11 protein-coding genes are annotated in these 11,917 nt (G+C 70.5%); 2 read left to right on the top strand and 9 right to left on the bottom strand.

The annotated features are described in order from the left end of the window. Positions 1-20: 20 nt before the first annotated feature. From BM362_RS24815 to BM362_RS24805, 3 genes are all read right to left on the bottom strand, one after another. The gene (locus BM362_RS24815; RefSeq protein ID WP_244287263.1) at positions 21-791 is read right to left on the bottom strand and encodes an SDR family NAD(P)-dependent oxidoreductase; all 771 of its coding nucleotides are present in this window, start codon (positions 789-791) and stop codon (positions 21-23) included. A gap of 4 nt (positions 792-795) precedes the next feature. Beyond that, on the bottom strand, positions 796-1,599 hold the full coding sequence (locus BM362_RS24810) for an enoyl-CoA hydratase/isomerase family protein (protein WP_093574723.1): 804 nt from the start codon (positions 1,597-1,599) through the stop codon (positions 796-798). 112 nt (positions 1,600-1,711) lie between these two features. Beyond that, positions 1,712-2,953 (bottom strand): TetR/AcrR family transcriptional regulator, encoded by a 1,242-nt coding sequence (locus BM362_RS24805; RefSeq protein WP_093574722.1) that lies wholly within the window; start codon positions 2,951-2,953, stop codon positions 1,712-1,714. Positions 2,954-3,365: 412 nt separating this feature from the next. Between BM362_RS24805 and BM362_RS24800 the strand changes: the two genes are divergently transcribed. Together BM362_RS24800 and BM362_RS24795 are read left to right on the top strand one after the other, a co-directional pair. Beyond that, positions 3,366-4,739, top strand: a complete 1,374-nt coding sequence (locus BM362_RS24800) for an MFS transporter (protein WP_161269795.1) — start codon at positions 3,366-3,368, stop codon at positions 4,737-4,739. 10 nt (positions 4,740-4,749) lie between these two features. Further along, a complete protein-coding gene (locus BM362_RS24795) occupies positions 4,750-5,676 on the top strand; it encodes a cyclase family protein (RefSeq protein ID WP_067588239.1) in 927 nt (308 codons plus the stop codon). A gap of 278 nt (positions 5,677-5,954) precedes the next feature. Here the strand turns inward: BM362_RS24795 and BM362_RS24790 are convergent, their stop codons facing one another. The 6 genes from BM362_RS24790 to BM362_RS24765 all read right to left on the bottom strand — a co-directional run bounded on the left by BM362_RS24790 (position 5,955) and on the right by BM362_RS24765 (position 11,909). Then, the gene (locus tag BM362_RS24790; protein ID WP_143132481.1) at positions 5,955-6,314 is read right to left on the bottom strand and encodes a hypothetical protein; all 360 of its coding nucleotides are present in this window, start codon (positions 6,312-6,314) and stop codon (positions 5,955-5,957) included. A gap of 770 nt (positions 6,315-7,084) precedes the next feature. Beyond that, positions 7,085-7,978, bottom strand: coding sequence for a carbohydrate ABC transporter permease (locus BM362_RS24785; protein ID WP_093574719.1), 894 nt, complete (start codon positions 7,976-7,978; stop codon positions 7,085-7,087). Positions 7,979-7,988: 10 nt separating this feature from the next. Further along, positions 7,989-8,945, bottom strand: coding sequence for a carbohydrate ABC transporter permease (locus BM362_RS24780; RefSeq protein WP_093574718.1), 957 nt, complete (start codon positions 8,943-8,945; stop codon positions 7,989-7,991). Positions 8,946-8,947: 2 nt separating this feature from the next. Continuing rightward, positions 8,948-9,784 carry a metallophosphoesterase gene (locus BM362_RS24775; protein ID WP_093574797.1) on the bottom strand — a complete coding sequence of 279 codons (837 nt, stop codon included), beginning with the start codon at positions 9,782-9,784 and terminating at the stop codon, positions 8,948-8,950. A 14-nt stretch (positions 9,785-9,798) separates the two neighbouring features. Then, complete coding sequence (locus tag BM362_RS24770; protein ID WP_093574717.1) at positions 9,799-10,545, bottom strand: tyrosine-protein phosphatase; 747 nt, start codon at positions 10,543-10,545, stop codon at positions 9,799-9,801. Beyond that, positions 10,542-11,909: an ABC transporter substrate-binding protein gene (locus BM362_RS24765; RefSeq protein ID WP_244287262.1), complete on the bottom strand. Its 1,368-nt coding sequence runs from the start codon at positions 11,907-11,909 to the stop codon at positions 10,542-10,544. Before BM362_RS24765 ends, BM362_RS24770 begins: the two co-directional genes overlap by 4 nt. Between the last annotated feature and the right edge of the window lie 8 nt (positions 11,910-11,917).

Below are 11,917 nucleotides of genomic sequence, written 5' to 3'. Positions count from 1 at the left end.
CTCCTTCCGAACACGTGCGGCTACCGGGTGGTGAAGCCGCCGTCGACGACCAGGGTGTGGCCGGTGACGAAGCTCGCCGCGGCGGACAGCAGGAAGACCAGCGCCCCGTCCAGGTCCTCCGGACGGCCCAGCCTGCCCAGCGGCGTGCCGCCGGTGATCCAGTGCGGCGCGCCGCCGTCCGCGGAGACCAGCCCGTCCGTCATTTCCGAAGGGAAGAAACCGGGCGCGAGCGCGTTGACCCGGATCCGGTGGCGACCCCACTGCGAGGCCAGCTCCCTGGTCAACCCGATCAGTCCGGCTTTGGAGGCGACGTAGCCCGCCTCCGGCATCGGCGCGGTCGAGCGCAGGCCCATGATCGAGCTGACGTTCACGATCGAGCGGGCGCTCCCGGGAAGTTCGCGCATCGCCCGCGCGGCGAGCGCGGCCAGCGCAAAGGGCGCGACCAAGTTGATTTCCAGCTGCCTGCGGAACGTTTCGACCGCCTCCCGCGACGCGGGTCCGGGTTCGCTCACTCCGGCGTTGTTGACCAGGCCGTCGAGCCTGCCGTACCGGTCGAGCGCGGTCTCGATCAGCCGCACCCGGTCCTCGTCGACCGCGACGTCACAACGCACCGCCGTCGCGGAGGGCAATTCGCCGGCCAGGTCCCGCAACCGCTCAACGCGGCGGGCAGCCACGACGACACTCGCACCGGCCGCGCTCGCCGCGCGAGCCATCCGCTCGCCCAATCCGGAACTCGCTCCGGTGATCGCGACCACCTGTCCGTCGAGCGGCCGGTTTCCGTTCTCCTGCACGGTTTTACCGCCCCTCGCTCGCCCTGCCGCCGATCTGTTCGGCGATCGTGCGCAGGCCCGGGACCACCCCCGGCTCAGCCAGTGCGGCGGTGAACGCCTCGTCCTCCCGCCGCCGCGCCGCTCGCGCGTCGATCGCGCGCGACGCGGCCAGCAACCGTTTGGTGGCCGCCAGCGAACTCAGCGGAGCCGCGGCGATCCGGTCGGCCAGCGCCGCCACGGCCGCGCCCAGCCGCTCCACCGGAACGCTGCACAACGCCAGCCCCGCCTCGACCGCCTGTTCCGCGCTCAGCCATTCCCCGGAGTAAAAGAGATGCGCCGCGCGCTGAGGACCGAGAATGGCGGGCAAAGTGGCACTGCTGCCCGCCTCGGGAACGAGCCCGAGCGCGGCGAACGGCGCCCGGAACCGCGCGTTGTCCGCGACGATCACGATGTCGACGTGGCCGAGCAGGGTGAACCCGATACCGACCGCAGGCCCCGCGACAGCCGCGAGCAACGGCTTCGGAAACTGCTCAAGCCGGCCGAGGAACCGCTCATAGGCCGCGCGGGCAACGTTCCTGCGCGACTCCGACGCCGCGGCCAGATCATGCAGGTCGGCACCGGCGCTGAACCGGTCCCCGCCGCTCAGCACGACGCAGGAGACTCCGGAATCCGCTCCGGCCTCCGCCAGCAGATCGGCCAGCTCGCCGTAAAGCTCCGCGTCGAAGGCATTGCCCGCGGCGGGCCGGTTGAGCGTCAGTTCGAGCACTCGGCCCCTCCGCTCGGCGAGCACTCTTTCAGCCGTCCCCGTCTTCGCCGCGGAAGTAATCATGGCGTCAGGTTATCACGGCCGCGGCGAGGAGCCAACGGTCTTCTTCGGACAGTGCTTGCCGCGGATAGTCCACGCACCGCAACGAAAACACCTCAGCCGGGAACGACGGCGGTCAGGCCGGGCGGGAGAACCCTCCGATGAACAGCCGCTCGACACAGGTCGCGACCCGCTCGTCCGACAGGTCCGCGTCCCAGCCCAGGATCAACCGCGTGTAGACCACCGACTCGTCGCACAGCGAATAGATCTCGCCGACCGCCGAGGCGTCGCAGCCGGCATCGGCGATCCCGACCTGCTGCCCGAACCGGATCGCCTTCGTGAGCGCGTCGACGAAGTTCGCGCGCATGCCGATCCACGGTTCGGCCGCCTCGGCCCGCCGCTGCAGAAGCTCCTGCCACACCCGGAACAACGCGATGTGCCGCCGGTAGACCTCGAAATAGGCCAGCAGGGTCGCCCGGATCGCCAGCCTCCCCCGCACCAGCGGCAGGTGCGTCTCACGGACGATGTCCGCCTCGGCGGTGGCCTGCAAGCTGCGGAAAATGTCTTCCTTGTCGAGAAAATAGCGGTAGACCGTACCCGAGGAGACCCCGGCGATCCGGGAGATGTCCAATGCGGTCGTTCCCGCCAGGCCATGGTCCTCGAAGGCGCGCAACGCGGCCCGGCGCACGCTCTCCCAGGTCTTCTGCCCGCGCGTCGACCGCGGGCCTTCCTTGCCTTCGGCGGGTTTCCACTGGATGAAGGGCCGGGAACCGGGCCGGATGTCGTGCGGCCGGGTCGCGATGTCGATTTCCGACCGGGGCGGCACCGAGGTCTCGTCCGCGTACAGGCCGTTCCCGACCAGCCGGGCCAGGTTCGCGGCCAGCTGCGCGGCACGGTCGGCCGACCAGCCCGCCGAGATCGCGAGCGCGCAGTGCAGCAACAGGTCGACCAGAACCCGGGACAGCACGAGGCGTTCCTCGTCCGGAACCGGCAGGTGCGCCCCGAACGCTTCGACGACCTTCGCGCGCAGCCGGGCGAAACGGTCGATCTCCCCGGTTCCGGGGCGAGCCAGCTCGAAGAGCGCGCGCACCGTTCCGGCGTGCGATTTCGCGGCCGACAGCCAGCGCCGCATCGCCTCGGCCAACCCCTCCGACCGGCCGAGCGACTCCACGGCGTCCTGCTCGAAGAGGTCCACCAGCTCGGCGAACAACGCGCCCTTGCCGGGGAAATACCGATACAGCGCACCCGTAGTGACGCCGACGGCGGCGGTGATGTCGGCCAGCCGGGCCCCGGCGAAGCCGCATTCGGCCATGCACCGTTCGGCCGCGCCGAGGATGGCCTGCCGCGTCGGGATCCCGTCCTGCGCGCGGCTCGTCATTTCGCCCCCGCGACCACTGCGACCTCGCGGCCCATGCCGCCCCCTCTCGCTACGACCGGACCAGCCGCCGCGGCCCCCGCCGAACCAGGTCCACGAGGGTCTCCTCCACCGACGCTGTTCCCCTCACGACCACGACCGCCCGCCCGCACCCGCGTGCACGACTCACCAGCGCACCCGAACCCGGCCCGGCACTCCGATACGACCGGGAGCGAGAGGCAATCAGTCCCGCCACGATAACATGACACCACTCTATGCCTCCCCCGCGCCTGCCGAGCCGACCGCACACCTCTCCGGCTTCGGGCGCACCTCGCCGCACGTCTGCGCAGCTCCACGGTCTGGCTCATAACCTGGCGTCGTGTTAGCGTCCTCCCGCTCACCCCCAAGCCCGCGCATGTGCGCTGAGGGAGGACCCATGTCCCCGTCCGTCGGCAGCCAGTCCCGAACGCTCGTGGCCCGCCTCGACCGGATCCCGCGCTGGCCGTATCCGAAGATCCTGCTGTGGATCGTCGGCTCCGGATACTTCTTCACGTACTTCGAGACGAACAATCTCGGCATCGCCTTGCCCGCCATCAGAAAAGACCTTGCCGCCGGCGGAACCGCGATCTCGCTGACGATCACTTCGAGCCTGCTCGGGTTCGTCGTCGGCGCGTTCTTCACCAGCTTCGTGAGCGACAGATACGGCCGCCGGGCGGGGATCCTGGCTTCCCTCGGCGTCATTTCCCTCGGTTCGCTGGCGACCGCGGCGAGCCCGAACCTCGAATGGCTGATCGCGTGGCGCCTCGTCGCGGGCGCCGGGGCGGGCGGGGCCGTGGTCACCATCAGCACCTACATCGGCGAACTCGCTCCGGCCGGGCTGCGCGGCCGCTACAACGCGTGGGCCAGTTTGTTCGCCTTCGTCGGGACGACGGTGACGCCGCTGATCGCGCTGACGCTCGTGCCGTCGGTCAGCTGGGGCTGGCGGCCGTTCCTGCTCATTCCCATCGTGTCCGTGCTTTTCCTGGTCGCGACGAGGAAATCGCTGCCGGAATCGCCGCGGTGGCTGATCTCCCAGGGCCGGGACGCCGAAGCCGAGAAGATCATCGGCCAGGCAGAGCGTTTCGCGACCCGCCGGTCCGGCATCCCGCTGCCGCCGCCGGCTCCCGTCGCGGACGAGCCTCGCGCGACGTCGCGAGTTCCCTACGGAGCCTTGCTGCGCAAGCCTTTCCTCGCCCGCAGCCTCCTGCTCACGGCCATCTTTTTCCTCTTCTACCTCACCTCGTACGGATTCGCGAGCCTCAACCCGACGTTCATCAACCAGCGCGGGTTCGATCTGAGCGCCAGCATCGGGTTCGTCGCCATCGGCAACGTGGGCACGATCGCGGGGGCGCTGCTGGCCCCGTGGATCAGCGACCGGTTCGAGCGCAAGCACGTCGTCGCGGCGGCCTCGCTCCTCACCGCCGCGGGCTGCGCGCTGCTCGGCGTCTCCTCGCACCTGCCGGGGCTGCTCGCCGGAACCATTGTCACCTGGTTCGCCGCCGCGGTGTTCCAGCCGATCCTGTACACGCTGGGGACGGAAACCTTCCCCACCCGGGCCCGGACCGCGGGCATGGGCTTCTCCGACGGGATCGGCCACCTGGGCGGAGCGGTGGCGGCGCCGCTGCTCGTCGCGATCCACGGCGGCCTCGGCGTGACCGCCGCCTACCTGGGCATGGCGGCTCCGATGATCGTCCTGCTCGCGTTCCTGCCGTTCATTCCGGCCACGGTGCGCAAACCGCTGACGGAGATCAACCCCGAAACCGCTTCGTGAAAGGCCCGGCATGCCCGATCAGCACCTGCCCAGCGAAGACGAGGTGCGCCTGCTCCTGCGGCGCGACCGCAACTGGACCCGCTGGGGCCCCGACGACCAGCGCGGCGCGATCAACCTGATCGACGACGCCAAGCGGCGGCAGGCGGCCGGGCTCGTCCGGTCCGGACGCTCCGTCTCCCTGTCCCGCCCGCTGGACGCGGCGAAAAGCGCGCACAACCCGGCGCCGATCGGCCAGCGGCTCGCGCGGGAATCGTGGCGGGCCCCGGGAGCCGGATACGCCCACGACGAGATCGTCGTCGACTGCCACAGCCGCAACATCACCCACCTCGACGCGCTCTGCCACATCTGGGACAGCGAGGGAATGTGGGGCGGCAAACAGCCGGACGAGGTGCTGTCCGAATCGGGCTCGTCCTGGGGCGGCATCGACACCTGGTCCGACGGCATCGTCACGCGGGGCGTCCTGCTCGACATTCCGGCGCTGCGCGGCGCCGACTGCGTCGAAACGGACGAGCCGGTCCAGGGCAGCGAACTCGCCGCGGCCGCCGCGGCGGCCGGCCTGGCCGTGGAACCCGGCGACGCGGTGTGCGTGTTCGGCGGACGGGACGAATGGGACGCTCGCCACCGCCAGGACTGGACCGGCTATCCCCCGGACCCCCGGCCAGGACTGCACGCCTCTTGCCTGGAATTCCTTCGCGGCCACGACGTGGCGATGCTCGTGTGGGACGTCGCCGACGCGACGCCCAGCGGTTACGAAACGCCCTGGACCGTGCACGGCGCACTGATGTCCTACGGGGTCGCCCTGCTCGACCAGGCCCAGCTCGGCCCGCTCGTCCGGGAATGCCGGGCTTCGGGTCGCTACGAGTTCATGCTGTGCGTCGCACCGCTGCGCATCGCGGGCGGCACCGGTTCCCCGGTCAACCCGATTGCCATCCTGTAGTGCCGGTGCCGGTGCCGGTGCCGGTGCCGGGAAGGGGATGTTCGCCTGCCGGGGCCCGCGAGGGCGACGGTTGATCAACGAAGGGCCTCGTCCCAGGCGACCGGGGTCGAGGCCCCGCAGCGTGCGACAGCGGTTTTGTCCTGGCTCCAGCCGATGAACGCGCGGCGGGCGCTCGGCCGGTTTCGGTGTCTCGCGGACGCGCCGGTCGGCGCGGGCCCCGGCGCGGAAGGGGAACGTCTTGCCGCCGCGGCGAAGCTCAACCGCCTCGGTCCCGGACCTCAGGCGCAGCTCTTGCGGATCACCTCGTTGATCCGTGCGCCTTCGGACCGGCTCACCGGGTGCTGCGGGGTGCTGAAGCTCTGCACCGCCTCGCCGTCGGGGTCGGGGAGATGAGCGTTGAGCGCAGTGCATTGCCGGACCACCCGCTGCGGGAAGTAGGGCAGCTCCTGAAGAGTCCGCAACCCGTGCTGGACCAGATCGCTCTGCACCCCGGCCAGTCCGAGCGTGGCGTACGCCTTCGCCGACCTGTCGTCCGGGTTGTCGGCCATCCCTCGCATCCAGCTCGGCAGGTACTTCGGGTCCGCTTTGACCCGAGGCGGCATCAGTCCGGACTCCGCCGAGGCGGGCGCGGAAGACACGGCCGACGACGGTGCCGGCGCACTCGCGGGACGGCTAGCACTCTGCGGCGGCGGGGACGGTGCTGAACCGCAGGCGGTCAGCACGCAGGACGCGACCGCGGCGCCGACGACTGCGAACAATCGCGCTTTCCGGTCAGTGCCGGGCACCGGTCCGGCCGCCGCGCTCGTGAGATGCGTTGGGCGCCGCTGGCTTGATCGGTGTCCTGACATGAAATGCTCCGCTCCTGAGTGGACTGGTCATCTTCGGCAACCGTGCCAGGCCGCGGCGGGAGGGGTCCCGAAACGAGCAGTCCGGATTGCCGAGCCGCCCGGCCTTCGCGAGTCGCCGGCAGTGTTCGAAGTCGGCGAGACTTCGCTTGACGGCGCGCGAAAGTTTTGAGGTCCTCGCAAGCGCCGTTCGTCTGCGGCGGAGTACAAGATCGAGGCTGCTCACCCTGATCCTTGGCTCTGGCCCCGGGAAGGATGTGTTCGTGTCTGGTTCATCGGCGTATTCCGAGGAGTTCCGGCGGGATGCGGGCGCGTGAGCCGGGGGCGACCAGGAGACCCTGCGGACGTGGGTGCGTGCGGACGAGTCCGCCGAGAGGGAGCCGCGCCAGCGGGTCGCCGAGCCGGAGAAGGAGATTCCGCGGGCAGCGGCCGCCTATACCCGCGCAGGAGGCGGAACACTGAAACCTGGCACCGGCACCTGCATCGCGATCCGACATGCGCAATCGCGCACGGCCCGTCCTCGGTGGATCTCGGTCGGCGCGGCTGCGGATCCGACCCCGCCGCTACCGCATTCCGGAGCGGACGAACGCGTCCATCACCTGTCGCTGCAGGAACAGGTACAGCGCGAAGATCGGCAGGCACGCGATCCCCGAGGCGGCCATCACCGCGCCCCAGTTGTTGCCCTCGGCGGACAGGAAGCCACGGATTCCGATCTGCAGCACGGAATCCGAGCGGTGCAGGACCAGCGCCGGCCAGAAGTAGTCGTTCCACGCGGAGATGAACAGCAGGATCGCGAGCGACGCCAAGGCTGGCCGGAGATTCGGGACCACGACCGTCCACAGCGTCAGCCACGACGAGCGGCCGTCCATCCGGGCCGCGTCCAGGAGTTCGCGCGGAAACGCCTGCAAATGCTGGCGCAGCAACATGATCGCCATCGTCGAGCAGACCGTCGGCACCACCACACCGGCCAGGACGTTCAGCAGGCCGAACTGGGACAGGTACACGTAGTTCGGGATCATGGTGACCTGGAAGGGCACCAGCCACGCCCCGACCAGCAGCAGGTACAGCAGCTGGCGGCCGGGGAAGGCCCACGCGACGAACGCGTACGCGGCGAGCAGGGCCACGACCAGTTGCAGCACGCTCGTGGAGGCGGCTACGAGGAAGGTGTTGCCGAGCATTTTCACGATCGGCAGGACTTTCAGGACGTACTCGTAGCTTTGCGCCGACAGGGGCCAGGGCAGCCACGACCCGTCCAGCACGTCCGACGCCCGGCGCACCGAGGTCGAATACATCCAGTAGATCGGGAACACGGCGAACACGGCCAGCACGAGCAGCACCGCGTGCCCGGACAGCGCCCGGCGGCGGGAGGTCTCCCCCACCGGCCGGTCGTCGCGCTCGGCGGTCGGCGGCTCTGGTTCCCCGGCGGCGGGCGACGGGTCCAGCACAGCGAGCGGCATCGGTCTTCCTTCAGTTGTCGTAGAAGCTGAGCTTGTCGGACAGCCACACGAACAGCAGGGCGATCAGCCCGAACCCGGCGAAGAACACCGTTCCCGCGGCACCGGCGAACCCGGCGTCGAAGTTGCGGAAACCGGATTCCCACAGCAGGTAGTAGACGTTCGTGGTGGCTCCGTCCGGCCCGCCCTCGGTGAGCAGGTCGATGAGCGGGAAGGTGATCTGCACGGACAGCAGGGTGGTGGTGAGCACCAGGAACAGCACTGTCGGCGAAAGCAGCGGCAGCGTGATCCACCGGGTGATCTGCCAGCGGGACGCGCCGTCGAGCGAGGCGGCCGCCGGATAGTCGGCGTTGATGCCGGTGAGCCCGGCCGAGACGACGAGCGTGGCGAACCCGATCAGGCTCCAGCCGGACACCACGATGATCGCGCCGATCGCCGCGTGCGAGTCGCGCAGGAAGTTCACCGGGGCGAGGCCGAGCAGCGCGAGCACGCGGTTGACCGGTCCGCCCTGCGGGTCGAACAGCCAGCGCCACACCGCGGCGCTGGCGACCGGGGTGACGAGCGTGGGCAGGAAGATCAAGGCCTGGTACACGGTCTTCGCGCGCCCGCGCACCCGGCGGGTCAGCAACCCGGCGATGGTCGGAAGCACGACGGTGAAGGGCAGCAGGCCGACGATGTAGACCAGCGTGTTCCGCACCGCCTGGCCCAGCTCGGGCATCGACAGCACCCGGGCGTAGTTCTCCGCGCCGACCGGGGTCATCGGCGAGGTGGGCAGGAGATCCCAGTGGTAGAAGGAAAGCTGGAACGTCTGGAGCAGCGGCCGGTAGGTCCACAAGCACAGGAACGCGAGCGCGAGCGAGAGGTACAGCAGCGGGACGAGCAGGCCGCGCAGGCGCACCGCCGCCGAGGGCCGCGAGCTGCGGCCTTCGGCGGCGGTCGCCGGCGCGGCGTCCGGAGCGACGACGAGCACGGTCAGCGCGCCTGACCGGCCATCGCCAGCAGTTCGCTCACCCGGGCCTCGTAGACGGTGCCGGGCGGCGTGACCGGGACGGAGGTCGCCGTCGCGAGGCCCGGGTAGACGTCGACTCGCGTGCACGCCGCACCGACGACACCGCGCAGCATTTCCGGACCCGCGAAGCCGTCCTGGGTGTAGGCGGTGGCTCCGCTGATCCACACCGGAATCCCGGCGAGCACGGTGGCCGCGGCGTGGTGGGCGTGCCCGCTCAGCACGATCCGGACGTCGGTTCCGCGGATGACGCCGGCAAGTTCGTCGATCCCGCGGAAGCCCAGCTCCTCCATCAGCGGCACGGCCATCGGCATCGGCGGGTGGTGCAGAGCGAGCACGGTCCCGGCCGGCGCGGGCGTGGCCAGCTCTGTGCGCAGCCAGTCCAGCTGTTCGGGCGTGCATTCGCCGTAGTGGTGGCCCGGCACGGTGCTGTCCATGACGATGACGCGCAGGCCGTCGTGCTCGCTGCTGTGGTCGTAAGGCTCGATGCTCGGTTCCTCGCCCAGCAGGCCGGTGCGGAACGCGGCCCGCTCGTCGTGGTTGCCCATCATGTACAGCACCGGAATACCGGAGCGCGTCGTGAACTCGTCCACGATCGCCCGCAGCCGCCGGTACGCCGCCTGGTCGGCGGTGTCGGCGAGGTCGCCGGTGAGCACGACGACCTTGACGTTGCCGAGCGCTTCGGCGCCCGCCAGCGCTGCGGTCAGGTTCGCGGTGGTGTCGACCTTGTCGTGCAGCAGCGCGCCTTCCGGCACGATGTGGGTGTCGCTGATCTGGACGATGGTGTGCGTGGGGGCAGTCATGATGTCCTTTCCGATCACAGGGTTTCGACCAGCGCCGTGCGCAGCGCGGTCAGTTCTCCGGCGGTCGCGCCGTGGGCGCGCAGGTAGTTCTCCACGCCACCGTGGGCATCGGTGATCCGGTCCAGCGTGCGCAGGATCAGGTCCGGCGGACAGGCGAGCAGGTCGTCGCGCACCTGGTGCGGCACACCGAAACCAGCCAGCCGGGCTTGGGCCGCGGCGATGAAGCCGGCGCCGAGGTACTCGCCGGTCAACGCGTAGTCGGCGGCGATGACGTCGCGGTCCACCCCCGCGATCGCGAGGACGAGCGCCACCACGACGCCGGTGCGGTCCTTGCCCGCGGTGCAGTGCACGAGCGCGGGCAGGGCGCCGGGCCGGGCGAGGTCCCGGACCACGGCGGCCAGTTGCGGCCCGAAGTCGTCCACCATCCGCTCGTAGACAGCCGCCAGCCCGGGACGGTCGTCCGAGCCGAGGCGGCCCTCGAACACCGGCCGCGCCAGCACTTCCGGCACCGGGCCGGGGAACGGGTCCGGCGCGCTGTCGCGCTCGGCGGGCTCGCGCAGGTCGATGACGGTGCGCAGGCCGCGCCGGATCAGTTCCGCCACGCCCGCGTCGTCCATTTCGGACAATGCGTCCGAGCGGAACAGCCGCTGCCAGCGGACGATCCCTCCGTCGCGGGTCGGATATCCCCCGACGTCCCGGACGTTGTAGGTGCCGGGCAACGGCAGATGCCGGACCGGCGCGGAGCTGTCCACAGTGGTCATTTGGCCATCAGCTCCTGGCCTCGGGCCTGGGCGGCGGCCAGGGTGCTGTGCGCGTCCGCGCCGCGGTACACCACGTTCTCGACCGCCTGCAGCATCAGATCCCGGACCTGCACGTAGTTGTCGCCGGGCAGCGAAACCCACGGTTCGAGCCGGTCGAGCTGGGCCAGGTTCGGCTTGATCAGCGGATGCTGGTCGGCCCACGGCTTGAGCGTCGCCGGGTCGTCGACCAGCCCGGTGCGCAGCGGCAGGTAGCCGATCTTCGACGAGATCTGGGTGTAGGCCTCGTCACTGGTCAGGAAGGTGATCAGGTCCCACCCCGCGCGCTGCTTCGCCTTGTCCTGGGAGAAGACGAACAGCCCGGAGCCCGAGTTTGTCGGGACGGCGGGGCGAGTGCCGAACGACGGCTCCTGCGCCGCCCGCAGTTCCCACTTCCCGGTCGACTGCTGCTGCAGGGTGCCTTGCAGCGCACTCGATTCGAGCAGCATGCCGAGCTGCCCGCGGCCCATCGCGTCCATCGCCTGAGCCTGCGTGTAGTCCGGCGTCGCGCCGGACTTGACCATCTGCTGCATCGTGGCCAGGGCGTCCGCGGAGGGCCCGTCGGCGAAGGTCAGTTTCTTGCGGTCCGCGGAAAGGACCGCGCCGCCGTTGGACCGGACGACCGACTGCAAGCACCAGTCGCCTGCCGTCTTGGTGAAGCAGTCCGCGTATGCGCCCGCGGCACCAGTGGCGTTCTTGATCGCGAGCGCGTCCTGCTGGACTTCGGCCCACGTGGCCGGCGGCTTCGCCGGATCGAGGCCGGCCTTGCGGAAGAGGTCGGCGTTGTAGAACAGCACCGGTGTGGAGAAGACGTACGGGAGTCCGTAGGCCTTGCCGTCCATCGACGCCAGATTCCGGGCGCGCTCGTGGATCGGGTGCGCGCCGCCGAGGGCGTTCTGCACGGCGGCGGCGCCGACGAGGTCCGCCAGCGGCTTGGGCTTCAGTTTGGAGACCACGTAGCCCAGGTCGCCGAAGGTCAGCTGGGCCACGTCCGGTGCCTTGCCGACCATGAGCTGGCTTTGCACGCTGGACACGGTGCCGGTGGCCGCGCTGCCTCCGCCCTGCGGCGGCTGTCCGTGCACGGTGATGTTGGGGTGCTTGCGCTGGAACCGGGCGATCAGGTCGTTGACGGTGTTGGTCCAGGTGCCTGCGGTGGCGAGGTTGTAGCTCTCGAAGGTGATGTCGACGTGCTGGCCGGGGCTGAGCTCCGGGACGGGTGCGACGGCGGCGGTGTCGCCCGCCGTGGCGCCGAGCCCGCCGCACGCCGTGGCGGCCAGCGCCACGGCAGCGAGCATCGCGGCCGCGCCGGAGCGGCGAAGGGTTCTCACGGGTTTCT

Origin of the sequence: Amycolatopsis rubida, assembly GCF_900115345.1 — a bacterium.
GTDB lineage: Bacteria > Actinomycetota > Actinomycetes > Mycobacteriales > Pseudonocardiaceae > Amycolatopsis > Amycolatopsis rubida.
This window is presented reverse-complemented; position numbering and strand designations above follow the sequence as displayed.